General features: G+C 66.2%; 27 protein-coding genes and 1 tRNA gene. 13 read left to right on the top strand and 15 right to left on the bottom strand.

From position 1 onward, the window contains the following. Nucleotides 1–57 precede the first annotated feature (57 nt). A complete protein-coding gene (locus ACO2Q4_RS13295) occupies nucleotides 58–1194 on the bottom strand; it encodes an alkane 1-monooxygenase (protein WP_423319812.1) in 1137 nt (378 codons plus the stop codon). A gap of 7 nt (nucleotides 1195–1201) precedes the next feature. Further along, complete coding sequence (locus tag ACO2Q4_RS13290) at nucleotides 1202–2263, bottom strand: A/G-specific adenine glycosylase (protein WP_423319810.1); 1062 nt, start codon at nucleotides 2261–2263, stop codon at nucleotides 1202–1204. 87 nt (nucleotides 2264–2350) lie between these two features. Here ACO2Q4_RS13290 and ACO2Q4_RS13285 point away from each other — a divergent pair, with 87 nt between their 5' ends. Both ACO2Q4_RS13285 and ACO2Q4_RS13280 read left to right on the top strand, forming a co-directional pair. Next, the gene (locus ACO2Q4_RS13285; protein ID WP_423319808.1) at nucleotides 2351–2905 is read left to right on the top strand and encodes a DUF721 domain-containing protein; all 555 of its coding nucleotides are present in this window, start codon (nucleotides 2351–2353) and stop codon (nucleotides 2903–2905) included. Continuing rightward, nucleotides 2902–3564, top strand: a complete 663-nt coding sequence (locus tag ACO2Q4_RS13280) for a DsbA family protein (RefSeq protein ID WP_395131083.1) — start codon at nucleotides 2902–2904, stop codon at nucleotides 3562–3564. Before ACO2Q4_RS13285 ends, ACO2Q4_RS13280 begins: the two co-directional genes overlap by 4 nt. 65 nt (nucleotides 3565–3629) lie before the next feature. On the opposite strand, the gene lpxK is transcribed toward ACO2Q4_RS13280, so the two are convergent. From lpxK to ACO2Q4_RS13265, 3 genes are read right to left on the bottom strand one after another with little or no spacing between them, the layout of a single operon-like run. Further along, entirely contained in the window at nucleotides 3630–4631 is a 1002-nt protein-coding gene (lpxK, locus tag ACO2Q4_RS13275) for a tetraacyldisaccharide 4'-kinase (RefSeq protein WP_423319806.1), read from the bottom strand. Beyond that, nucleotides 4628–5860, bottom strand: a complete 1233-nt coding sequence (locus ACO2Q4_RS13270; RefSeq protein ID WP_423319804.1) for a 3-deoxy-D-manno-octulosonic acid transferase — start codon at nucleotides 5858–5860, stop codon at nucleotides 4628–4630. The genes lpxK and ACO2Q4_RS13270 overlap by 4 nt, the downstream gene beginning before the upstream one ends. A 26-nt stretch (nucleotides 5861–5886) precedes the next feature. Continuing rightward, on the bottom strand, nucleotides 5887–6132 hold the full coding sequence (locus ACO2Q4_RS13265) for a DUF4170 domain-containing protein (protein ID WP_311757448.1): 246 nt from the start codon (nucleotides 6130–6132) through the stop codon (nucleotides 5887–5889). A gap of 158 nt (nucleotides 6133–6290) precedes the next feature. Here ACO2Q4_RS13265 and ACO2Q4_RS13260 point away from each other — a divergent pair, with 158 nt between their 5' ends. Then, nucleotides 6291–6923, top strand: coding sequence for an SOS response-associated peptidase (locus ACO2Q4_RS13260; RefSeq protein ID WP_423319801.1), 633 nt, complete (start codon nucleotides 6291–6293; stop codon nucleotides 6921–6923). A 38-nt stretch (nucleotides 6924–6961) separates the two neighbouring features. Here the strand turns inward: ACO2Q4_RS13260 and ACO2Q4_RS13255 are convergent, their stop codons facing one another. The 4 genes from ACO2Q4_RS13255 to metG all read right to left on the bottom strand — a co-directional run bounded on the left by ACO2Q4_RS13255 (nucleotide 6962) and on the right by metG (nucleotide 10213). After that, nucleotides 6962–7138, bottom strand: coding sequence for a hypothetical protein (locus tag ACO2Q4_RS13255; protein ID WP_311757446.1), 177 nt, complete (start codon nucleotides 7136–7138; stop codon nucleotides 6962–6964). Nucleotides 7139–7413: 275 nt separating this feature from the next. Then, nucleotides 7414–7499 (bottom strand) — tRNA-Leu (locus ACO2Q4_RS13250). A gap of 40 nt (nucleotides 7500–7539) precedes the next feature. Further along, nucleotides 7540–8460: an arginase gene (gene rocF / locus ACO2Q4_RS13245; RefSeq protein ID WP_423319799.1), complete on the bottom strand. Its 921-nt coding sequence runs from the start codon at nucleotides 8458–8460 to the stop codon at nucleotides 7540–7542. A gap of 34 nt (nucleotides 8461–8494) precedes the next feature. Beyond that, nucleotides 8495–10213: a methionine--tRNA ligase gene (metG, locus tag ACO2Q4_RS13240; RefSeq protein ID WP_423319797.1), complete on the bottom strand. Its 1719-nt coding sequence runs from the start codon at nucleotides 10211–10213 to the stop codon at nucleotides 8495–8497. Nucleotides 10214–10398: 185 nt separating this feature from the next. Here metG and ACO2Q4_RS13235 point away from each other — a divergent pair, with 185 nt between their 5' ends. After that, a complete protein-coding gene (locus tag ACO2Q4_RS13235) occupies nucleotides 10399–10845 on the top strand; it encodes a bleomycin resistance protein (RefSeq protein WP_423319795.1) in 447 nt (148 codons plus the stop codon). A gap of 45 nt (nucleotides 10846–10890) precedes the next feature. On the opposite strand, the gene ACO2Q4_RS13230 is transcribed toward ACO2Q4_RS13235, so the two are convergent. Continuing rightward, entirely contained in the window at nucleotides 10891–11874 is a 984-nt protein-coding gene (locus tag ACO2Q4_RS13230; protein ID WP_423319793.1) for a threonine ammonia-lyase, read from the bottom strand. Nucleotides 11875–11923: 49 nt separating this feature from the next. Here ACO2Q4_RS13230 and ACO2Q4_RS13225 point away from each other — a divergent pair, with 49 nt between their 5' ends. Further along, entirely contained in the window at nucleotides 11924–12259 is a 336-nt protein-coding gene (locus tag ACO2Q4_RS13225) for an ArsR/SmtB family transcription factor (RefSeq protein ID WP_423319791.1), read from the top strand. 13 nt (nucleotides 12260–12272) lie between these two features. On the opposite strand, the gene ACO2Q4_RS13220 is transcribed toward ACO2Q4_RS13225, so the two are convergent. Continuing rightward, nucleotides 12273–12617 (bottom strand): hypothetical protein, encoded by a 345-nt coding sequence (locus ACO2Q4_RS13220; protein WP_423319789.1) that lies wholly within the window; start codon nucleotides 12615–12617, stop codon nucleotides 12273–12275. Between the two features lie 141 nt (nucleotides 12618–12758). Here ACO2Q4_RS13220 and ACO2Q4_RS13215 point away from each other — a divergent pair, with 141 nt between their 5' ends. After that, complete coding sequence (locus tag ACO2Q4_RS13215; RefSeq protein WP_423319787.1) at nucleotides 12759–13175, top strand: GNAT family N-acetyltransferase; 417 nt, start codon at nucleotides 12759–12761, stop codon at nucleotides 13173–13175. 151 nt (nucleotides 13176–13326) lie between these two features. Then, the gene (locus ACO2Q4_RS13210) at nucleotides 13327–13536 is read left to right on the top strand and encodes a TOBE domain-containing protein (protein ID WP_423319785.1); all 210 of its coding nucleotides are present in this window, start codon (nucleotides 13327–13329) and stop codon (nucleotides 13534–13536) included. A gap of 50 nt (nucleotides 13537–13586) precedes the next feature. Here the strand turns inward: ACO2Q4_RS13210 and ACO2Q4_RS13205 are convergent, their stop codons facing one another. Together ACO2Q4_RS13205 and ACO2Q4_RS13200 are read right to left on the bottom strand one after the other, a co-directional pair. Next, nucleotides 13587–14024: an NUDIX hydrolase gene (locus ACO2Q4_RS13205; protein WP_311757415.1), complete on the bottom strand. Its 438-nt coding sequence runs from the start codon at nucleotides 14022–14024 to the stop codon at nucleotides 13587–13589. Nucleotides 14025–14027: 3 nt separating this feature from the next. Next, nucleotides 14028–14642, bottom strand: coding sequence for a GcrA family cell cycle regulator (locus tag ACO2Q4_RS13200; RefSeq protein ID WP_395131016.1), 615 nt, complete (start codon nucleotides 14640–14642; stop codon nucleotides 14028–14030). Nucleotides 14643–14776: 134 nt separating this feature from the next. Here ACO2Q4_RS13200 and ACO2Q4_RS13195 point away from each other — a divergent pair, with 134 nt between their 5' ends. The 4 genes from ACO2Q4_RS13195 (at nucleotide 14777) to argF (ending at nucleotide 18431) form a co-directional block, all read left to right on the top strand. Then, the gene (locus tag ACO2Q4_RS13195) at nucleotides 14777–15598 is read left to right on the top strand and encodes an ABC transporter permease (protein WP_395131014.1); all 822 of its coding nucleotides are present in this window, start codon (nucleotides 14777–14779) and stop codon (nucleotides 15596–15598) included. Nucleotides 15599–15767: 169 nt separating this feature from the next. Next, on the top strand, nucleotides 15768–16937 hold the full coding sequence (locus tag ACO2Q4_RS13190; RefSeq protein WP_423319782.1) for an aspartate aminotransferase family protein: 1170 nt from the start codon (nucleotides 15768–15770) through the stop codon (nucleotides 16935–16937). Beyond that, on the top strand, nucleotides 16930–17406 hold the full coding sequence (locus tag ACO2Q4_RS13185) for a GNAT family N-acetyltransferase (RefSeq protein ID WP_423319780.1): 477 nt from the start codon (nucleotides 16930–16932) through the stop codon (nucleotides 17404–17406). The genes ACO2Q4_RS13190 and ACO2Q4_RS13185 overlap by 8 nt, the downstream gene beginning before the upstream one ends. 98 nt (nucleotides 17407–17504) lie before the next feature. Next, the gene (argF, locus tag ACO2Q4_RS13180) at nucleotides 17505–18431 is read left to right on the top strand and encodes an ornithine carbamoyltransferase (RefSeq protein WP_311757410.1); all 927 of its coding nucleotides are present in this window, start codon (nucleotides 17505–17507) and stop codon (nucleotides 18429–18431) included. A gap of 53 nt (nucleotides 18432–18484) precedes the next feature. Here argF and ACO2Q4_RS13175 read toward each other — a convergent pair whose 3' ends face one another. After that, the gene (locus ACO2Q4_RS13175; RefSeq protein ID WP_311757409.1) at nucleotides 18485–19849 is read right to left on the bottom strand and encodes an HlyD family type I secretion periplasmic adaptor subunit; all 1365 of its coding nucleotides are present in this window, start codon (nucleotides 19847–19849) and stop codon (nucleotides 18485–18487) included. Then, nucleotides 19846–21588 carry a type I secretion system permease/ATPase gene (locus ACO2Q4_RS13170; RefSeq protein ID WP_311757408.1) on the bottom strand — a complete coding sequence of 581 codons (1743 nt, stop codon included), beginning with the start codon at nucleotides 21586–21588 and terminating at the stop codon, nucleotides 19846–19848. Before ACO2Q4_RS13170 ends, ACO2Q4_RS13175 begins: the two co-directional genes overlap by 4 nt. Before the next feature lie 145 nt (nucleotides 21589–21733). Between ACO2Q4_RS13170 and ACO2Q4_RS13165 the strand changes: the two genes are divergently transcribed. Continuing rightward, nucleotides 21734–22465, top strand: coding sequence for an MlaA family lipoprotein (locus ACO2Q4_RS13165; RefSeq protein ID WP_311757407.1), 732 nt, complete (start codon nucleotides 21734–21736; stop codon nucleotides 22463–22465). Next, nucleotides 22455–23051 carry an MlaC/ttg2D family ABC transporter substrate-binding protein gene (locus ACO2Q4_RS13160; protein ID WP_423319776.1) on the top strand — a complete coding sequence of 199 codons (597 nt, stop codon included), beginning with the start codon at nucleotides 22455–22457 and terminating at the stop codon, nucleotides 23049–23051. The genes ACO2Q4_RS13165 and ACO2Q4_RS13160 overlap by 11 nt, the downstream gene beginning before the upstream one ends. Nucleotides 23052–23116: the final 65 nt, after the last annotated feature.

Genomic DNA, 23116 nt, shown 5'->3' with positions numbered 1-23116 from the left:
ATGAGCAATTCTGCCAAGCCTTCCGCTTATCGCTGAGGCTTGACCAGTTCGCCCGCGCTACAGCGCGTTGCGGGGCATTGGCAGGTCGCCACGGTTATAGGCGGACCAGTCCTGAACATCGGGATAGAATTGCCGCCGCCAGGCCCGCACGCGCGGGTTCATCCGCCGCCGCCACAGGGGCGGGACCATCGCCAGGAAGGTCATCGCCGGATAGCCCATCGGAAGCTGCGGCGCCTCGTCGTCGCCATAGGTCTGCAGCAGGGGAAAGCGGCGGTCGGGCTTGTAGTGGTGATCCGAATGGCGCTGCAGGTTGATCAGCAGCCAGTTCGTCGCGGTATGCGAGGAATTCCAGCTGTGGCGCGGCAGCACATGTTCATAGCGGCCATTGCCCAGATGCTTCCGCGTCAGCCCGTAATGCTCGACATAGTTCGTCAGTTCCAGTTGCCAGACCGCGACCAGCGCCTGCCACAGGAACAGCCAAAGCCCCTGCCAGCCGCCCAGAAGCAGGGCCAGCAGCAGCATTCCCAGTTGCAGTGCACCATAGCGCCAGAACGGGTTGCGGCGGTCGAACCGGGATCGTCCGCTGCGTTCAAGGCGGCGGGACTCGGCCTGCCAGGCGCTGGCGGGGCAGTCGCGCAGGACGCGCAGGAAAAAGCGGAAGAACCCCTCGTTATAGCGGGCCGAAACGGCGTCGCGCGGGGTCGCGACCCAGCTGTGGTGCACCAGCAGATGTTCGGTGCGGAAATGCGAATACAGCGTCGAGGCCAGAAGCAGGTCGCCCATCCAGCGCTCGACCGGGTTCTTCTGGTGCAGCAATTCATGGGCATAGACGATGCCGATCGTGCCCGAGACGACACCGATGCCGAAAAACAGCCCCACCTTCTCCCAGTTGCCAAGCGGGCCATGCGCCGCATACCAGATCGCGCCGAAGATCATCGCCGCCTGCACCGGAAACCAAAGGATGGTGATCGCGCGGTACCAGAACAGCTGCGTTTCGGGGGTTTCGGTGTCGGCGTTTTCCTCGTTCAGGCCAAGGAGGGCGTCCAGCACGGTCGTCAGGTACCAGGCATAGACCGGCATCAGCGCAAACCACCACCCGCCCAGCCGTGCGGCCAGGATCGCCAGTGGCACCATGCCCAACGAAAGCCAGAAGGGCAGGGCATCGATCAGTCGGGCGCGAAAGGGGGTCTGCATCGGAAGGTCAGCCTTGTGGAGTTCGGGAACGGCTGGCCATCGCGACACCGGATCGCGGGCGGGCTGTTTCAGGGCGGGCAAGCGACCACGCCTTGCGCATGAGTCCGGGCAGCGCCAAGGGGCTAAAGTCGCGAAGCGGCACAACCCTGCCGCGTTCCGGCACCATGGTCAACCGGGCCGTCATCACGGTCAGGTCAAGTGCGAAATGGGTAAAGACATGTCGGACCAGCCCCAGTTCCTGCCAATCCGCCTCGGCCGGAGGCGCAAGGTCCGTCCCGTCCCAACCGGTCGAGGGGAAGGCCAGCGTTCCGCCCAGCAGCCCCTTGGCGGGCCGCGTCTCGACCAGCACGCCGCTATCGGTCAGGCCGATCCAGACGGTACCGCGGCGCAGCGGCTTTTCGGGCTTCGGGGCCTTGCGGGGCAGGTCCGCGGCGATGCCCAGGCGGCGCGCCTGGCACGGATCGCTGACCGGGCAGATGCCGCAGGCGGGGTTGCGGGGCGTGCAGATCGTTGCGCCCAGATCCATCATCGCCTGCGCGTGGTCGCCCGGCCGTTCGTTCGGGGTCAGATCCGTGGCCAGTGCATGGATCCGCGGCTTGGACGCGGGCAGCGGCGTTTCGATCGCGAACAGGCGCGAGACGACACGCTCGACATTGCCGTCGACGACGGTTTCCGGATGGTCGAACGCGATGGCGCTGATCGCGGCCGAGGTATAGGGGCCGATGCCCGGCAGCTCGGCCAGCCCGGTGCGGTTGCGGGGAAAACCGCCGCGCGCGGCGACAGCGCGGGCGCAGGCCAGCAGGTTGCGGGCGCGCGCGTAATACCCAAGCCCGGCCCATTCAGCCATGACCCGGGCGTCCTCGGCCTCTGCCAGGTCCTCGACTCGGGGCCAAAGGCTGGTGAAGCGTTCGAAATAGGACTTCACCGCGGCCACGGTCGTCTGCTGCAGCATGACCTCGGACAGCCAGACGCGATAGGGGTCGGCAGGGCCTTGCCCCGGCGGAATGCGCCAGGGCAGGACGCGGGCATGGCGATCGTACCAGCCCAGCAGCTCCGCCGATATTCCCATTGAATCACGCAATTTTCAGTCGCTCCGCTCTGGCGTCCGGGCGCGGCTCGGTCCAGACTGCTTGCAGGTAAAGCATATGGTCACGGCATGGCCCAGAAGAAACCGGACTTTCTGCCGCGCCGTCGGATGCGCGGGTTCGAGGCAGCGTCCCAGCTGGTCGCGCAAAAGGTGCGGGCCGTGGGCGAGACGCGCGGCTTTGCCGTTGCCCGGCTGCTGACCAACTGGTCCGAGGTGGTCGGACCCGAGATTGCCGCCCATGCCCGCCCCGTCAAGATCAGCCACGGCAAGGGCTTCGGCGCGACGCTGACGCTGCTGGTTTCGGGCGCAAGGGCGCCGATGGTCAACATGCAGCTCGACACGATCCGGGAAAGGGTGAATGCCTGCTACGGCTTCAACGCGGTTTCGCGCGTCACGTTGACCCAGACTGCGCCCACCGGCTTTGCCGAAGCGGGCGGCTTTGCCGAAGAACAGACGGGCTTTGCCTATCGGCGTCCTGCCGCCGCTCCCGACCCGGCCAGAACCGCCCGCGCCGATGAAATCGCGCAGGGCTTCGACGATCCCCAGCTTTCGGCCGCGATGCGGCAGATGGCATTGAACATCTTGTCCCGCAGGGACGCCAACGACCGAGAGGCCAATCCATGAATCCCATTCGTCGCTCTCTGATCGCTGCCGCGACGGCCGCGCTGACCCTTGCCGCGGTCCCCCCGGTCCTGGCGCAAGAGGCGCAGCCCGCCCCGGCCGAGCAGATGCCCGAAGGCAAGATCCTTGAGGACATCACCCTCGGCCAGGCGGACGCCCCGGTCACCGTGATCGAATATGCCAGCTTCACGTGCAGCCATTGCCGCGCCTTCCACGAGGAAAACTGGCCGAAGCTGAAGGCCGAGTATATCGAGACGGGCAAGGTCAAGTTCATCCAGCGCGACGTCTATTTCGACGCGGTGGGCCTTTGGGCCGGGATTTTGGCCCGTTGCGGGGGGGACGCAAAGTATTACGCCGTTTCGGACCTGATCTTCGACGACCAGCAGACCTGGCTGAATGCGAAAACGGGTGACGAGATCGCGGCGAACCTGCGCAAGGTCGGCGCCAAGGCGGGCATGACCGAGCCGCAGATGGATGCCTGCTGGGCCGACAAGCAGAAGGTCGCCGACCTGGTCGCGACCTTCCAGAAGAACGCGACCGCCGACAAGATCGAAGGCACGCCCACCTTCATCATCGGTGGCGAAACGGTTCAGAACCAGCCCTGGGATGACCTGAAGAAGATCATCGACGCGAAAATCGCCGAAGCCGAAAAGAAAGGCTGAGGCGCGAGCCGATCCGAAACCGCGACGACCGGCCCCTGGGGCCGGTCGTTTTCGTTTCGCCCAGGCTACAGGCCCAAAGCCAGCAGCCTGTCGTCAAGGGGCGCGGGATCGTCCAGCACCAGCCGCACCGGCAGGGACAGCACCTTGGGCCGGAAGTCGCGGGGCAGGCGCGCCGCGTCCTTCTCGGTGGTGACAAGCTGGGCGCCGATCAGCCGTGCCTCGGTCTCCAGCCGGGTCAGCAGGGCCGGGGTGAAGGGCTGGTGATCCTCAAGCGGTTCGGCCCGCAACAGACGTGCGCCAAGGCCGCGCAGCGTCGCGAAGAACTTGTCGGGATGGCCGATCCCGGCAAAGGCAAGCACCGGCAGATCCGCCCAGTCCATTCCGGTCTGCAAAGGCGCAAGGCGTCCCTTCAAATGGGGCAGGGACAGGGTCGTTGCCCAGGTCGCGGCAAAGGTTGCCTGCTCTGCGGACTCTCCGATCGACAACAGCAGGTCGGCGCGGGCAAGGCCACGATCGAGAGGCTCGCGCAGAGGGCCGGCGGGCAGGCAAAGCCCGTTCCCGAAGCCCCGCGCCGCATCGACCACCACCAGCGACAGGTCATGCGCCAGCGAGGGGTCCTGAAAGCCGTCGTCCAGAAGGATCGCCCCCGCACCATCCGCGACGGCGGCGCGCGCCCCCGCAGCCCGATCGTCCGAGACCCAGACCGGCGCAAAGGCGGACATCAGCAGCGGCTCGTCCCCGACCTGCGATGCGCGGTGTCGCGCCTCATCCACGCGGATCGGGCCCTTTTCGGTCCCGCCATAGCCGCGCGAGACGATCTGCACGGCGACCCCCCGCGCCAGAAGGCGCTGGGCCAGCATGATGGTCGAAGGGGTCTTGCCGGTCCCCCCCGCATTGATGTTGCCGACGCAGATCACCGGCACGCCAACCCGTTCCCTTGGGCCACGCGCCAGGCGCCGCGCGGTCCCGGCCGCGTAGATCGCACCCAACGGCGACAACAGTCGCGCGGTCGCGCCGGGGGGGCGGAACCAGTAATCGGGCGCGTGGCGGTGTCCCTTGGCGATCATGCGCGCTTCTCCATCGCATCGATGACGGCATCGGCGATGCGGTGCAGGACCGCAGCTCCACCCGTGCTGACCGACCAGGCGTTTCCGGCAAGGACGGCCGCCTGATCCGGGGCGGTCAGATCGGCCACCGCGCGGGTCAGCGTCTCGGCATCCGTGACCAGCCGCGCCGCGTCCGCGCCGTCCAGCTGGATCCACTCGGCCGCATGCGTGCCGGGGATCGGGCCGTGGATGATGGCCGAGCCAAGCGCCGCCGGTTCAAAGGGATGGCGCGGATCAAGGCCCGGACCGGCGATCAGGGTGCCGCCCATGAAGCAGACGGGCGCCAGCCGATACCACAATCCCATCTCATAGGGGTCGTCGGCGATCAGGACGTGATCGTCGGCGCTGGGGTCTTCGTCCTCGGAACGCAGGACGGCGGCCAGGCCAAGCGCCTCAACCTCGGCGCGGATCTCGGGGATGATGAATTCGGGCAACCCGGCAAGGATCAGCAGGGCGCGGTGGTTGTGATGCAGGGTCGCCTGATGCGCCGCCAGCGCGGCGCGGATCTCGGGCAGGGTCGGTGCGGCGGCCAGCCAGACATGCCGGCCGCGCAGGATCTGGGCCAGCGCCGCGCGCTCGGCCTCGTTCGCGGAAAGGGGAGCGCGGGTTTCCGTCACCGGTCCCACCAACTCGACCCGCGCGGGATCGCCGCCCAGCTGGCGCGCGGCGGCGGCGGCGGTCAGATCGGGTGCCAGAACGCGCGTGATGCGGCCCATCAACCCGCGATTGACGGCGCTGCGCCAGCTTCCGCTGCGGGCATAGGTGACCAGCCGCCCCTCGGCCATCAGGACGGGGACGCGCGCCTCGGCCATGCCGGTGATCAGGGCGGCGGGCAGTTGATCGCCCAGCAGCAGCAGGGCGCGGGGCTTCAACCCGGCGATCACCTCTGCGACCGTTTCCGAGTCGCGGGGCAGGCCCAGATGGATGCTGCGCAGATTGCGCGGCAGCGCCGAGGGATCGGGCGCGGGGCCGGTAAAGGCCACGCGCAGCCCCGGTCGACGGGTCATCAGCGTCTGAAGCAGGGGGGAAAGCGGGGGCGGTTCGGCCCCCCCTTCGGTGACATGGACCAGGATCAGCGGCCCGTCACCGGCGGGAGGTTCGATCGTGCCGCCCTCGACCCGCAGCGCCGCGCGGCGCCGCAGGTGCAACCACAGCGCCAGGGACGCCGTCGTCTGTCCTGCCAGTGACATGCCGGGCCGGACCGGTTCAGCCGGGTTCAGTCGCCAAGCTCGGCGGTCGCGCTGACCTCGCGCTCTTCGTCGCGCAGGCGGTGCAGATGCGCGATGAAATAGCGGGTGTGGGCGCTATCGACGGTGCGCTGCGCCTCGGCCTTCCAGGCCGAAAATGCGCTCGCGTAATTGGGGAAGATCCCAACGATATGGATCTTGTCGGTGTCACGGAACTCGGTGCGGACGGGATCCACAAGCTCGCCGCCGAAGACAAGGTGAAGACGCTGCGCCATCATACTCTCCTGCTGTCGCAATTCGCGGCGAACCTATCCGAGAGCCGGGCCGGAACCAAGGGCAATACAGCCATGCAAGGACGCGATGGGACGCAGCGCAGTTTGCGTTTTCGAACGCCCGGGCCAAACTGGGCTCGTCGAATCGTAAGGGCTGGTGGATGTGTGGCCGTTTCGTGGATCCGAACCTGCGCGGGACCGAGGACGAGTTCTCGGACCTGCGGGTCAATCCGTTCCCGCGCCGCTTCAATGTGAAGCCGACGCAAGAGATACTGCTGTTCGCCAAGTCGCCCTTGCAGGGGATGATGGCGCGCTGGTGGCTGATCCCGTCCTGGCACAAGGGTGAGATCAAGGACTGGAAGGCCACCACCTTCAACGCCCGGATCGAGGACGCGGCCCAGAAGCCCAGTTTCCGCGCCGTCTGGAAACATGGCCGCTGCCTGATACCGGCGGGGGGATATTTCGAATGGACCGGTGAAAAGGCCGCGAAACGCCCCCATTTCATCGCCTCGGCCGGGAATGAGGAAACGCTCTGGTTCGCGGGCCTGGCCTCGCGCTGGCGGGAGATGCTGACCTGCACGATCCTGACGCGGCCCGCGAATGCCGCTGTTGTCAGCCTGCATCCCCGGATGCCCGTGGTCCTGAACGCGGATGAACGCGACGCCTGGCTTGGTGGCAGCGACGATCCCGCGCTTGGCGCTGAAAGCCTGTTGCGACATCACCCGGTCGCCCGCTTCGGGATCGAAGATGACGGTCCCGAACTGATCGAACCGGAGGACCGGCCCGCCAATTGAGAAAGCAGGCCCGGCGCAACCGATCGGGATGCGAAGCCCTATCTGATCCGGACCGCGCCGCTGCCGCCAATCGCCGCCCCGGCGACCGCACCGATTGGCCCGGCGACAACTGCCCCCGCTGCTGCGCCCGTGGTGGCGCGGGTCGCGGTATTCGGGCCGCAGGCGGCAACCGAGAGCGCCAGGGCGCAGATGAGGATGACGGGCAGCTTTGGCATCAATATTCTTCCTTTTGCTTCGGAAGCCCCTGTTTCAAGCATTCCGGGCCCCCTAGAAGCGGCATCGCGCCGCCAAGGCAATCCCCGGCCGCTGCAGATCAGACAAACTTGATGACCTGTCATGTCCAGGCAGAGACAGCGGTCCTCGATCCCTCAGGGCGCCATGATTGCCGTTCGGCGGCCAGGGGGCGGATGCGGCACCGCAAATCCGGTGGTTCAGGGCCTTGCAGGCGCAACCGCGCGCTTCGCCCAACTGGCTGACCCTAGCGGAGGTCTGGTGCGGGCGGCGGGACTCGAACCCGCACAGGCTTGCGCCCCAGGGTGTTTAAGACCCATGCGTCTACCATTCCGCCACGCCCGCGCCGATCCGTGGCTAGCGGGCGCGGGGCAGGTTGGCAAGCTTAGAAGCTGCGGGTCGGGCGGTCAAAGACCTTGCGGCCCATCAGCGAGCCGACCAGGTCGACCATCAGCTTCGCCGTACGGCCGCGTTCGTCCAGGAAGGGGTTCAACTCGACCAGGTCGAGCGACGTCACCAATCTGGATTCGTGCAGGAGTTCGCAGACCAGATGCGCTTCGCGGAAGGTGGCGCCCCCGGGGACGGTGGTGCCCACTGCAGGTGCGATAGATGGGTCCAGGAAATCCACGTCCAGGCTGACATGCAGCAGTCCGTTTTGCGCCCGCACCCGGTCCAGGAAGGCCCGCAGGGGGGCGGCGATGCCCAGTTCGTCCAGAACGCGCATGTCGTTCACAGTGATCTCGGTTTCTTCAAGAGAGGCGTGCTCGGCCGGATCGACAGAACGGATGCCGAACATGCAGATGTTTTCGCCGGGAACCGGAGCAGGGAAGGGCGGGAAGGGCTCGAACCCGGCGCGACCGGCGGCATAGGCCATCGGCGTTCCGTGCAGGTTCCCCGAGGTGGTGGTCCGCACGCTGTGGAAATCGCTATGCGCGTCCAGCCAGATGACGAACAGGGGCCGGCCCGCGGCCTTTGCATGGGCGGCAACGCCCGAGACCGTGCCCAAGGACAGCGAGTGGTCGCCGCCCAGAAAGATCGGCAGCCCGTCCGGCATCGCCGCGCTTGCGGCGGCTGACAGGGCCTCGGTCCAGGCGATGACCTCGGGCAGGTGATGGACAGCGGGATTGGCGCAGGTCTGGTCACGCGTATGGGTCGGGGCGACATCGCCCCGATCCTCGACCGTATGGCCCAACTCGGCCAGGGTGCGGGCAAGGCCGGCGACACGATAGGCGGCCGGGCCCATCAGGCAACCGGCGCGACGCTGGCCTTCGTCGACGGGTGCGCCGACCAGGATGCAATGGGTCATCTTCCCTCCTGCAAATGCTGGGGATCCGGGCGGATCAGCTGCGGATTCCCTTGAAACGTTCCTGCCATTCGTCGCGGTTCTCGTCGCTGATCTTGGCGAACAGCACCTCGGGGACGGTAAAGGCATGACCGGCGGGCAAAGCGGCAAGCGCCGCATCCACATCGCCCGGCCAATCGCGGTTCTCGGTCTGCATCGCGTCCAGCATCGCATCCGCGGCAAAGGGAATGAAGGGCGCCGACAGGACCGCGTAAAGCCGGATGAGGTTCAGGCCCAACCTGACCTGCATGGCGGCCTTTTCCGGATCGGTCTTGAAGGTCGACCAGGGTGCGGCGGATTGCAGGTATTCGTTGCCCAAGACCCAGATCGCGCGCAGCTCGGCCGCGGATTTGCGAATCTCCATCCCGTCCATGAAGCCCTCATAGGCGCGGATGCGGGTGGTCAGGGCTTCGATCAGGGCGGTTTCCTCGGGGCCATAGCTGCCGCCCTCGGGGATGACCTCGCCGAATTTCGACCGGCAGAACTTGGTGATGCGGCTGACGAAGTTGCCCAGCACGTCGGCCAGGTCCTTGTTCACCGATTGCTGGAAATTGTCCCAGGTGAATTCGCTGTCGCCGCTTTCGGGGGCGTGGGACAGAAGCCACCAGCGCCAGTAATCGGCGGGCAGGATCGACAGCGCCTGATCCATGAAGACGCCGCGGCCTTGCGAGGTGCTGAACTGGCCACCGTCATAGGTCAGGTAGTTGAAGGACTTGATGTAATCGACCAGCTTCCACGGCTCGCCCGAGCCGATGATCGTGGCGGGGAAGCTCAGCGTGTGGAAAGGCACGTTATCCTTGCCCATGAACTGGGTGTAGGTGACGTCGCCCGCACCCTCGTCCAGACGCCACCAGCGGCGCCATTCGCTGTCGGGCAGGCCCTTGGCGTCGGTGCCCTCGGCCGTGCCGGCGATATATTCGATGGGCGCGTCGAACCAGACGTAGAAGACCTTGCCCTCCATCCCCGGCCAGGGCTGGTCGCCCTTCTTGACCGGGATGCCCCAGTCAAGGTCGCGGGTGATGCCGCGGTCCTGCAGCCCGTCACCGTCGTTCAGCCATTTCCGGGCGATCGAGGTGGTCAGGATCGGCCAATCCTTCTTGCTGTCGATCCAGTCCGAGATCTGGTCCTTCAGCGCGCGCTGGCGCAGATACAGGTGCTTGGTCGCGCGGACTTCCAGATTGGTCGAACCCGAGATCGCCGAGCGCGGGTTGATGAGATCGGTGGGATCAAGCTGCTTGGTGCAGTTCTCGCACTGGTCGCCGCGCGCCTTGTCATAGCCGCAGTTCGGGCAGGTGCCCTCGATATAGCGGTCGGGCAGATAGCGGGCGTCGTCGATCGAATAGACCTGCTTTTCCTCGACCTCGGTGATCCAGCCATTCTCGTCCAGCTTGCCTGCGAAATGCTGGGTCAGCACATGGTTGCGTTCGCTGGACGAGCGGCCGAAATGGTCGAAGCTCAGGCCGAAGTTCCGCGCGATTTCCGCCTGCACCTCGTGCATTTCGGCGCAATAGACGGCGACCGGCTTGCCGGCCTTCTTCGCCGCCAGTTCTGCCGGAGTGCCGTGTTCGTCGGTGGCGCAGATGAACATCACCTCGTGGCTGCGCTGGCGCAGGTAGCGGGCGTAAAGGTCCGCCGGCAACTGCGAGCCGACGAGATTTCCGAGATGCTTGATCCCGTTGATATAGGGGATCGCCGAGGTGATGAGGTGCCGGGCCATGTCTGCGTCCTTGTCTGTCCGGCGTTTTCTAGCGGCGATGCAAGGCGAATGAAAGCGCCGCGCGCGCAGCTTTCGCGGTGACGCGCGACGTCGCGGGCGAAATCCGCGTGATGGCAGGGACGAAGACGGCTTTCGGCCGCAGCCCTCGCCCGCTAGCGTTCAGCCGGACGAAGCAGGGGGACAGGATGGACCAGAAAGCCCGCAACAGCGCAGATTCCGACGGCGGGCTTCCCGAGGGGGGATTTGCCCCTCTTGTGCCCGAGCTTTCCGTCACCGACCTTGAGCGAAGCCTGGGCTTCTGGTGCGATCTTCTTGGCTTTCGGATCGCCTATGGACGGCCGGCGGCGGGGTTCGCCTATCTTCAGCGCGGCCCGATCCAGATCATGCTGTGCCGCGTGAATGGCGAATGGGAGACGGGGGCCCTGCAGGCGCCCTTCGGCCGCGGGATCAATTTCCAGATGCAGGTCGACAGTCTTGATCCGCTGCTTGAAAATCTGGCCAGTGCCGGATGGGCGCTGTACCGGCCGGTCGCGGAAAAACGCTATCGCGTCGGGGATGGCTGGTCGGTTTGTCGGGAATTCCTGGTCCAGGATCCCGACGGCTATCTGCTGAGATTTGCGGTGGATGCCTAATGCCGGGAAATGCCTTCGGGTCTGGCCCGCATTGGCCCGCAGCGGTCAGGCCTGAATCAGCGCCCGGTACCGCGCGCCCGAGACATTACCGCCCGTGACCACCGCGGCTGTCCTGCGCCCGGCAAGCCTGTCCGCATAGCGGATTGCCCCGGCCACCGCCGCTGCGCCCGAGGGTTCGACTACCTGTTGGTGATGGTCCAGCATCCAAAGCATCGCCCCCCGGATCTCTGCCTCGGTCACGGGCAGAACGCGGTCCACCCGGTCGCGCACCATCGGCCAGGTCATCGTACCCGGCTCGATGAGGCCGCTGATCCCTTCGGCGATCGAGGGCGCAAGGTCGACCTGCACCTGCGTGCCAGCTTGCGTCCAGCGGATGAAGGTCGGGCTGACCTCGCTTTGGATGGCCCAGATCTCGACATCGGGGTTAATCGCCTTTGCGATTGTCGCGATGCCCGAGGCAAGGCCGCCTCCACCGATGCAGACCAGGATGACCTGCACATCGACCCAGTCGGTCAGGATCTCCAGCCCGACAGTCCCGCCCCCAGCGATCATCTGCGGATTGTCATAGGCGGACACGAACCGCGCGCCACCCTGATGGGCCTGGGCAAGCGCGGCCTGCCTTGCTTCCTCGATCCCGTCGAAGAATTCGATCTGCGCCGCGTTCGCAGTCATCGCCGCAATCTTCATCGGATCGGCGGTGCGGGGCAGGCAGATCGTCACCGGCACCCCCGCCGCCCGACCAGCCTGGGCCAAAGCCAGCCCGTGATTGCCGGCGGTCGGGGCGATGACCCCGGTGGCGCGTTCCCGGTCATCCAGATGCGCGATGACATTCGCCGCACCGCGCAGCTTGAAACTGCCTGTGGCCTGCTGGTTTTCCAGCTTCAGCCGGACCTCGGCGCCGACAAGGCCGCTCAACTCCATCGACCGGTCCAGCGGCGTCGCGCGGATCACCGGCCTGATGTTCTGCGCGGCCCGCAAGATGTCGGGCGCCGAAACCCGGCGATCCGGTCTTTCGTTTTCGTTCGGCATCACTTACCACCACCAAGATAGCTGAATAACTATATAGGATATTGACTATATGGATGCCGACGTCTCGTCAACCGCCGAACTGCTGCGTGCCTTGGGGAACGAGCATCGCCTGACGATCCTGGACTGGCTTTCGGATCCAAGGGCCCATTTCCCTGCGCAGCGGGACGGCGATCTGGTGACGGACGGGGTCTGCGTGGGCTTCATCACCGACAAGATCGGCCTGAGCCAGCCGACCGTGACAAACCACCTTCAATACTTGTCGAAATCCGGCTTGGTCACATCGAAGCGGATCAAGAACTGGGCCTTTTACAGGCTCGTCCCCGAACGGGTCGAGGAAGCACGCGCGGCACTGGCCCGGCTGGCGCTGCCGGTTCAAAGGCCCTGACCGCGACAGGCATTCAAAGGCGAAAGAGCCGACGAAGCGCCGGCCCCCGGTCAGCGAAATACTTCAAGATCGTGATGAGCGATGCGTGAAGAGCGGGGGCCATGAGTATCATCGCCAAAGGGTCGTGGCCCACGTAGATGATGCTCGCCCGCGCCATTCTCTCGGGAAAAAGCAGCGGAAAAAGACCCAGCTTGGGCAGGAACAGGACTGCCAGAACAGCAAGCGCCATCAGGGCGAAAGAGACGCGTGCCCCTTTGCCGCGGAAGACGATCGCCAGCACCATCGCCACGCCCCCAGACAACAACCAGATGTAGGACGCGAGGCCCGGAACGATTGCGGACCCGCCATCTTCGATCACTGAACGCCCCCTTGGTGCCAGCGGATATTCGGGCACTTTTGCAAGCCTATCACCCGCCTTGTCTCCTGTCGCATGAGGATTGATTTTCGCGCCGCCGAATGGTCGACAAGACGTCAGCCAGAAGCTCGCAAAAGGACTGCCATGATAACGCCCGGCTACGACATCCTGCCCCGCATCCCGACGGTCGAGGAATATCTGCGCCTTCGCGCCGCTGCCGGTCTGAGCGCCTTTTCCGTCGAGGCGGCGACACTGGGACTTGCGGGGACGGTATTTGCCGTGATCGTCCAGCACGCGGGCCACGCGGTCGGCATGGGGCGTCTGATCGGTGACGGCGGCTGCTTCTTCCAGGTCGTGGATATCGCCGTCGATCCTGCGCATCAGGGGCGGGGGCTGGGAAAGGCGATCATGGCTGCGCTGACCGAGCATATCGACAGCCAGCTTCCCGCCTCGGCCTATGTCAGCCTGATTGCGGATGTTCCGGCGAACCGGCTTTACGAGCAGTTCGGATTTGCCGAGACGGCGCCGCGATCCCTGGGCATGGCGCGGCGGGTCGGATAGGCGAAATTCGCCTTGCGCAGCCTGCCGGCCCCGCGCCTCATGGACAGGAAGTTCATCCGGGGCGCGCGCCGACAGGATCGCACATTCCGACCGGGATTGACGCTGCGTCGATGGCTTCGCTATTCGGGGAAATCAACCATTGGAGATTGCCATGAAACTCAGCGCGCGCAACGTTCTTGACGGCACCGTGACCGAGATCGTCAAGGGTGCCGTGACCAGCCATGTCCGGCTGGATATCGGTGGCACGATCGTCACTGCCTCGATCACCAATGATGCGGTGGCAGAGCTTGGGCTGACGGTCGGCGCAAAGGCCGCGGCCGTCATCAAGGCCTCGGACGTGATGATCGGCGTTCCCGACTGACGCTTTTCCCAAGATGGGGCCGTGCCGGAAGTTCCGGCCCGGTCCCGGCGTCAGGCGTCCCGCATCGCCACGGCGCGGCGCAGCGTGGCGCAGACGCCCGCACTAAGGGGCAGGGCCCCGGTCAGCGCATCCTTTACCGGAACCCAGCGCGCATCCAGCGCGTCATCGGCCGCGACGGGATCGCCCGAAACAAAGTCGCACAGCACCGCCGCCAACAGGAAGTGAAAGCGCAGCGTGCCGTCGGGCGCGTGCTCGATCACGTCGATATTGTCGATATAGCGGCGGGGGCGGGCGATCACGCCGGTTTCTTCGGCCAGTTCACGCGCAGCCGCGTCAAGCCCGGTTTCGGCCGGTTCGACATGGCCCCCGGGAAAACCCCAGAGGCCCGCATCGGGCGGATTTCGGCGCTGGACCAGCAGGACGCGCGGGTCGTCCGCAGCGCCGTCCAGCGTCACGGCGAGCGCCGCCAGCCGGGGAAAGTCCGGCAAGGTTCAGCGCCGACGGTCGCGGCGCGAGCTCATCGGCTGGAAGGCGACGCCGACATGAGCCTCGCAATAGGGCTTGCCGGGTGCCGAGGGCAGGCCGCAGAACCAGAACTTGTCGGTCGCGGGGTCGCCGATCGGCCATTTGCAGGTGCGCTCGGTCAGCTCCATCAGGGTCAGCTTGCGGGCGCGCTTTTCAACCTCGCGGACCGAGGCCAGGGCCTCGGGGCTGATCTCGTTGGCCGAGGGTTGGGGTGGCAACGGCTGGCCAGCGGGGACGATCGGTCGGCGGTTGAAATTGACCGGCTGCGGGGTCGGCATCGTCTCGGCCGCGGGGGCGGCGGCTGCCGGGGCAGGTTGCGGCTCCGGCTCAGGGCGCGCGGCTGCGGGCGCAGCGGCGGGGGCCGGGGTCGGCTGCGGCGCGGGCCGGGCTTCCGCCACGGGGGCGGCGGGGGCCGCGATCTCGGCCCCGTCTTCGGCGCGGTTCGACAGGCCCAGCCGGTGCACCTTGCCGATCACGGCGTTCCGGGTCACGCCACCCAGTTCTTTGGCGATCTGGCTGGCCGACTGGCCTTCGGCCCACATGCGTTTCAGCGTCTCGACGCGCTCATCGGTCCAGGACATGGCTTGCCTTTCCTGCGCCGGGCGTCCGCTCCGGCGCGTTGTCTCATGCTAGTGGCTTCAATTCCGCGGGGCCCGGTCTTAAACCGGGGATAGTCAGATTTACCCGTCCGAGCCCGCAAATTCAAGGAGCGCAGATGCAGCCAATTCCATCAGGCCCCGGTTTCCGTCAGATGGGGGTCCGCCGTTTCGGCCGCGTGAACTGGCTGGGGCTTTATACCCTGGCCCGGCGCGAGATCATGCGATTCATGAATGTCTGGCAGCAAACGGTGTTCGCGCCTCTGATGACGGCAGGGCTGTTCGTCATTGTCTTTGCCCTGGCGCTGGGCCGCGACCGGGGCGAGGTGATGGGCCTTCCTTACCTTGCGTTCCTTGGCCCCGGCATCCTGATGATGACGGTGATCCAGAACGCCTTCGCCAATACCTCGTCCAGCGTCATCTCGGCGAAGATGCAGGGAAATATCGTCGACACCCTGATGCCGCCCTTGTCCGCGGGCGAGATTCTGGCCGGATATCTGGCCGGGGCCTTGGTGCGCGCCCTGATCGTCGCGCTGGCCATCGGGATCGGCATGGCGCTGCTTCTGGGACAGGGCATCGCGCATCCGCTTTGGGCGCTGGCCTTCATCCTGCTGGGCGCGGCGCTGATGGGTGGGCTGGGCCTTCTGGGCGGCATCGTCGCGCAGAAATTCGACCAGATGGCAGCGATCACGAATTTCATCGTGACGCCGCTGTCTTTCCTGTCGGGCACCTTCTATTCGGTCCAGTCGCTGCCGCAGCCTTTCCGGGCGCTAGCGCATTGGAATCCCATCTTCTACCTGATCGACGGGGCACGCTATGGCATGGCGGGGGTTTCGGACGCACCGCCGCTGCGCGGCCTGCTCGTCTGCCTTTTGACGGTCGCGCTGGTTCTGTTCACTGCCTGGCGATGGCTGCGTTCGGGTTATCGGATGAAGCCGTGAATTCCGTTGCGCAAGAGCGGTTTCCGCGCTATGCGACGGCCCATGATCGCCCGGACCGCATATATCGCCCGTCCCCGACGTTGATTCGCTCAACGTCCGATCCTGCCTGCCTTTCCGTCATTTTCCGGTTGCCGCGTCTTGCGGCCCCTGTCTGCAAAGGGACCATTCCATGATTTCGCATGTCCTGCCGACCTATAACCGTGCCGATCTTGCCTTTGAACGTGGCGAGGGAAGCTGGGCCATCGCGACGGACGGGACGCGATACCTGGATCTTGGCGCCGGGATCGCGGTGAACGCGCTGGGCCATGCCAACCCCGAGCTGGTCGCGGCCCTGACCGAGCAGGCGGGGCGGATCTGGCATGTCTCGAACCTGTACCACATCCCCGAGCAGGAGCGGCTGGCCGACCTGCTGGTCGAGAATACCTTCGCCGACACCGTCTTCATCACCAATTCGGGCACCGAGGCCGCAGAGCTGGCGATCAAGATGGCCCGCAAGTACTGGGCCGAACAGGGCGAGGATCGTTTCGAGATCCTGACCTTCGAAGGCGCTTTCCACGGTCGTTCGACCGGTGCGATCGCAGCTTCGGGGTCCGAGAAGATGGTCAAGGGCTTCGGCCCGCTGATGCCGGGATTCCGGCAGCTGCCCTGGGGCGACATGTCCGCGCTGGAGGCCGCGATCTCGGACCGGACCGCCGCGGTGCTGATCGAACCGATCCAGGGCGAAGGCGGCATCCGCCCGCTGTCGGACGAAGACCTGCGCCTGATCCGCGCGCTTTGCGACCGCGCCGGCGCGCTTCTGGTGCTGGACGAGGTTCAATGCGGCATGGGCCGGACGGGCAAGCTGTTCGCGCATGAGTATGCCGGGGTCATCCCCGATATCATGATGGTCGCCAAGGGTATCGGCGGCGGCTTCCCGCTGGGCGCGGTGCTGGCCACCGAAAAGGCGGCCGCGGGCATGGTCGCGGGCACGCATGGTTCGACCTATGGCGGCAACCCGCTGGCCTGCGCGGTCGGCGCCAAGGTGATGGAGATCGTCGCCGCGCCCGAATTTCTGGCCGAGGTGAACCGCAAGGCGGGCCTGTTCCGCCAGAAGCTCGAGGCGCTGGTCGCCGCCCATCCCGACGTCTTCGAAGGGGTGCGCGGTCAGGGCCTGATGCTGGGCCTGAAATGCAAGGCCGCGCCCTCGGACCTGGTCAAGGCGGGCTATGCCGAACATATCCTGACCGTTCCGGCCGCGGATGGCACGCTGCGCCTGCTGCCGCCGCTGAACATCAGCGACGAAGACATCGCCGAGGCGGCGGCACGGCTGGACCGGGCCGCCGGAAGGCTTGATGGATAGGTTCGGTTTCCGGCCCGTCGCGCGCGCCGATCTGCCCTTGCTGGCGGATTGGCTTGCCGCGCCGCAGGTTGCGCGCTGGTGGCGCGGGGCCGGAACCCAGTTGGCCGGGATCGCCGAGGATCTGGACGAACCCGCCATGCGGCAATGGCTGGTGACGGATGGGGATGTTCCCATCGCCTATGCGCAGGTCTATCCGGCGCATCATTGGGCCGCGCCGCATTTCCACGACCTGCCGGCTGATACGCTGGCGATCGACTGCTTTTCCGGGCCGGGGGGATTCGGGCTGGGCGGCCTGTGGCTGGACCAGCTTGCGCGGCGACTGCTGGCCGAGACGGGGGCGCTGGTCATCGATCCCGAACCCGACAACCACCGCGCGATCCGTGCCTATGAAAAAGCCGGTTTTTCGGGCGGCGACCTGCGGCTGACCGAGGATGGCGGCAAGGCGCGCATCATGACCCGTCTCCGATGAGGGATTGTCCGTCCCAGAATGCGAGAAACGGGCCTCGGGCCTTGACCTAAAGCCGGCAAAGCGGCTTCCTTGCCGGATCAATCCGAAAGACAGAAACAATGAACAGTTTCCTTGACATCCACACCACGGACAAGGCCGACCTGCGGGGCATGATCGACTCTGCCCGCCGGATGAAGGATGCCCGCGCCGGCCAGCCGAAGGGAACGCCGGATGCCGACCTGCCGCTGAAGAACCGCATGGTCGCGCTGATCTTCGAAAAGCCCTCGACCCGGACCCGCGTCAGCTTCGACCTGGGCGTAAGGCAGATGGGCGGACAGACCATGGTCCTGTCGGGCAAGGAGATGCAGCTTGGGCATGGCGAGACGATCGCCGATACCGCCCGCGTGCTGTCGCGCTATGTCGACCTGATCATGATCCGCACCTTCGAAGAGGCGACTCTGCTGGAAATGGCGGAATATGCCAGCGTCCCGGTCATCAATGGCCTGACGAACCGCACCCATCCCTGCCAGATCATGGCCGATGTCATGACATTCGAGGAACATCGCGGCCCGATCGCAGGCAAGAAGGTGGTCTGGTCCGGCGACGGCAACAATGTCTGCGCCTCGATGATCCATGCGGCCGGGCAATTCGGCTATGACTTCACCTTTACCGGCCCGCCGACGCTGGACCCCGAGGCCGAGGCGCTGGAATTCGCCCGCGCGCAGGGCGTCCGCGCGGTGATCGAGCGTGATCCGGTCAAAGCGGTCGAGGGTGCCGATCTTGTGGTCACCGATACCTGGGTGTCGATGCACGATCCGCAATCCGCGCGCGAGCGGCGGCATAACCAGCTGCGCGGCTATCAGGTGAACGGCGAGCTGATGGGCCATGCCCGGCCCGATGCGCTGTTCATGCACTGCCTGCCCGCCCATCGCGATGATGAGGTGACGAGCGCGGTGATGGATGGCCCCAACTCGGTCATCTTCGACGAGGCCGAGAACCGGCTGCACGCACAGAAAGCGGTCATGCGCTGGTGCCTGGGCGTCTGATACCGGCGGCAGTGCAAGGGTATTCCGGGCGCGGCGATCCAGCCGCGCCCGTTTCAGTTTTCCCGGAAGGCGCGGGTGAAATAATCGCTGAGCGGCTTTACCAGATAGGCAAAGGGGCTGCGGTCGCCGGTCCGGACATAGACCTCGACCGGCATCCCCGGCACCAGATCCATGCCCTTCAGCTTGGCGATCTGTTCCGGCGGGATCGTCACCTCGGCCCGGTAATAGGGCACATGCGTCGCCTGATCGACCAGCGTGTCGGGCGAGACATGGCTTAGCACGCCGTCGATTTCGGGGGTGGTGCGCGATGAAAAGGCCGAAAAGCGCAGCACGACCTGCTGGCCCGCATGGACTTCGTCGACATTGATCGTCGCGACCCGCGCGGCGACGACCAGCGGGCGGTCCTGCGGGATGATGTACAGGATCGGGTCGGCCGGCCGGATGACCGAGCGCGGCGTCGTCACCTGCAATTCCTGCACCACGCCCGAAACCGGGGCGCGAATCTCCAGTCGGGTGATCTGTTCGACCAGCGACCGCCGCCGTTCGGCCAGTTCCAGCTCGCGATAGCCCAGTTCGCGCAATTCGGTTTCCGCCTGCTCGCGATAGGTCGCGGATTTCTCCAGCCGGGACAGGTCGATCTCGGCCAACTGGGTCTCCGCCTGCGCGCGGGTGGCCGTCATCTCGCCCAGAAGCCCGTCCAGCCGGGCCGCCTCGCGCTCCAGCGCAAGCACGCGTGGCGCTTGCGCCAGCCCCTTGTCCAGCAGGGCGCGCTGGTCGCGCAATTCCTGCGAGATGAAGTCGCGCTGCAAATTCAGGGCGTCGGTCTGCGCGTCGATCCCCCCGATCTGCGAGCCGACCTGTTCGGATTGCTTGGCAAGCTGGCCCAGCGACTGGCTGAGCGTGTCGAGCCTTGCCCGGAACAGGCTTTCCTGTCCCTGCATCAAGCCGGTCAGGTCGGGACGGGTCACGGCGGCCTTCAGCAGTTCATCGGGAAAATCGATCCGGGTCTTGTCCGAGCGTTCTGCCTCAAGCCTGCCCTTGCGGGACAGGATCTCGAAATACTGGCTTTCGACAATGGTCAGTTCGGTCCCCAGCAAGGCGCCATCCAGCCGGAGCAGGGGTTGGCCAGCCTCCACGCGTTCGCCATCGTGGATCAGGATCTCGTCCACCACGCCGCCATCGGGGTGCTGGACGATCTGGCGGCGCTGCTCGACCTCGACCTGGCCCGAGGCGACGACCGCGCCGGCGATGCGGGCGGTCAGCGACCAGGTGCCAAAGCCGCCGACCAGCAGGGCCAGCGCGGCAAGTCCCAGGATGATCGGGCCCCGCGCCGACCATGTCGGGCGAGCGGGGGGCACCGCCACCGGCGCCGGGGCCTTGGGCGAGGGACGCTCGACCGGATAGCGGGAGTCGTTCATGTCATCCCTCCGCCCATGCCCTGCGTGCGGTTGATCTGTTCGGCATTCTTCACCATCGAGCGCAGGACTTCGTCCCTTGGGCCGAAGGCGCGGGGCAAGCCCTGGTCCATCATCAGCAGCAGGTCGCATTCGGTGATCGCGGCGGGTCGGTGGGCCATGATGATGACGGCCCCCCCGCGGGCCTTGATGTTGCGGATCGCGGCGTTCAGCGCGGCCGAACCGTCGTTGTCCAGGTTCGAGTTCGGCTCGTCCAGGACGAAGACCACGGGATCGGCGTAAAGCGCGCGGGCCAGTCCGATGCGCTGCATCTGCCCCCCCGACAGCCGGCCGCCGCTATGCGTGACCGGGGTGTCATAGCCCAGCGGCAGGTCCAGGATCATGCGATGCGCGGCGGCGGCGGTGGCTGCCGCAACGATCGCCGCGGGATCGGGGGTCGAGGACAGCCGTGCGATATTTTCGGCAATCGTGCCGTCGAACAGCGTGACCTGCTGGGGAAGATAGCCGACAAGGCTGCCCAGCACATCGGGATCGTACTGGTCCAGCGTCGCCCCCTCGAGCCGGATCGAGCCTGCCGCCACCGGCCATGCGCCGATCAGGGCGCGCCCCAGTGTCGATTTTCCCGCGCCCGAGGGGCCGATGACCCCAAGCGCCTGTCCCGGCGCCAGATCGAAGCTGACGCCGCGCAGCGTGGGCGCGGTCTGGCCGGGCGGAACCACGGTCAGGTTGCGCACCTCCAGCCGCCCTTGCGGGCGGGGCAGGGGCGTCCTGGGCAGCGTCGGGGGGCGACGCGACAGCAGGTCGCCCAGACGCTGCCAGCCGTCCAGCGCGCGCTGGACCATCGACCAGCCACCCACGACCTGCTCGATCGGCGCAAGCGCGCGCCCCATCAGGATCGATGAGGCGATCATCGCGCCGGGCGTCACCGCCTGACGCAGGACAAGCCAGGCCCCGGCGGCCAGAAGCGCGCTTTGCAGGAACAGCCGGAAGGTGCGGGAAAAGACGGCGAAACCGGTGGCACGGTCCTGCCCCTCGATCATCGCGGCGGTGGCCTGATCGCGCGAGACCTGCCAGCGCCGGAAGGTCGCCCCGCGCATCCCAAGCGCGCCGATCAGCTCGCCCTCGTCCCGGAACAGGTCGGACATGCGTTCCGCCTGCTGCGAGGCGAGCGTGGATTTCTGCAACGAATCGCGGCTGAGCCACTGGTTCAGCAGGGTCGAGATGACCAGCACCACCAGCCCCACCGTGGCAACCGCACCCAGCACCGGGTGGAACAGGTAGACCGCGGCCAGAAACAACGGTGCCCAGGGCAGGTCGAACAGCGCCATCAGCACCGGGGACGCGATCAGGCGCTGCAGCGCCTCAAGATCGCGCATCCCGCCCTTGGTCACCGCGTCCTGCCCCGATGCGGCGCCATCCTGCAGCGCTGCGATGAAGACCCGCCCCTCGATCAGGTCCTGGAAGCGGGCCGAGATGCGGGACATCACCCGGCTGCGCGCAAGGTCCAGAAGCCCCATCAGCACGAACAGGAACATGACGAGCAGGAACAGCGCCGTCAGTGTCTCGACCGAGCGGCTGGCCAGCACGCGGTCATAGACCTGCAGCATGAACAGCGGGCCCGTCAGCATCAGCAGGTTCACAGCGAACGAGAAGATGCCGACGAAGATATATAGGCGCCAGCAGGCGGCTCGTGCCTGCCGCAGCTCGCGGCGGCCGATCTCTGCTCTTGGCGGCAAGGCCATGCCGGTTCCCTTCTTATCGGTTGCGCCGGACTTGCCCGGACTGGTCCGACCGCATATCCCGAAATCCGGGGATACGGATCCGGCTTGCGGCCGGGCGCAAGATTGCCCGGTTGAAGGGCCATATCAAGGGAAGGTTAACATAGTTTTGAAGCGCACGATCATCCTGGCAGCCGCGGCTTCGGCCGGACTTGCCGCCTGCAGCGCGCCGACCGGGCCCGATGGCATCAACGATCCCTATGAACCGATGAACCGAAAGGTCCATGAATTCAACCGCGGTCTGGATTCCAACGTGGTGAAGCCTTTGTCGTCTGGCCTGTCCTCGGACGACAAGACGCGCGGTGCCGGCAGCTATGCGGTCGAGGCGGTGGGGAATTTTGGCTCGAACCTGGCCGAGCCGGGCAAGGCGCTGAACCACCTGTTGCAGGGCAAACCAGAGCCTGCGGTGAAGACGACCTTCCGCTTTCTGGTGAACTCGACGCTGGGCTTTGCCGGCTTCCTTGATCCCGCCACTGCCGATTTCGCGCTGCCCGAGCAGGATACCGATTTCGGTGCGACGCTGGCGGCTTGGGGCGTCCCCGAAGGGGCCTATCTGGAACTGCCCCTGGTCGGCCCCTCGACCGAGCGGGATGCGACCGGACGCGTCGTCGATCTGGTCATCGATCCGATGCACCTGGTCCTGAACCTGGATGAATGGCTGATCGGCCTGGGTGCGCGGGTGGTGTCAAAAGCAGGTGAGCGCGCGCGCTTTGGGGATTCGGTCGATTCCATCCTGCACGAAAGTGCCGATAGTTATGCGCAGACGCGGCTGATCTGGTTGCAGCATCGCCGCCACGAACTGGGCGAGGAAGGAGAGGAGATTGATCCCTATGCCGAATGAAACCCGCCGCGGAGTCCTGGGCCTTTTGGGGGCCGGGCTGGTGATGGCCGCGACCCCCGCGCGGGCGCTGGACACGGCCGAGGCCAGCGCGCTGGTCCAGAAGTCGCTGGACGAGGTCTATGCCGTCATCAATTCCGGCAAGCCTCCGGCGCAGATGTACAAGGACTTCGAGGCGATCTTTGCCCGCTATGCCGATGTCGACATCATTGCGCGCTCGGCCCTGGGGCCGGCAGCGCGTCAGGCGAAGGGCCCGGAATATGCCGCCTATCGACAGGCGTTCCAGGGCTATATCGGGCGCAAGTATGGCAAGCGCTTCCACGAATTCATCGGCTCGAAGATCGAGGTGACAGGCGCGCGTCCGGTCAAGTCCTTCTATGCCGTGACGTCGATCGCGCGCCTGAAGGGGCGCAGCCCGATGGAGGTCGAATGGCATGTCTCGGACAAGTCGGGACAAAGCCGGTATTTCAACATCATCATCGAGGGGGTGAACATGCTCGCCTCGGAACGGGCCGAGATCTCGGCGATGCTGGCGCGGCGCAAGGGCGATATCCCGGCGCTGGCGCAGGATCTGCAGAAGGCGGGCTGATCCCCGCTGCAGCATCGCCGCGGGCAAAGGAAAAGGCCGGTCCCCTTGGGGCCGGCCTTTTTCGT

Source organism: Paracoccus sp. KR1-242, assembly GCF_049446195.1.
Lineage (GTDB): Bacteria > Pseudomonadota > Alphaproteobacteria > Rhodobacterales > Rhodobacteraceae > Paracoccus > Paracoccus broussonetiae.
Note: the sequence above shows the minus strand (reverse complement) of the source record. Positions and strands in the feature narration are given on the sequence as shown.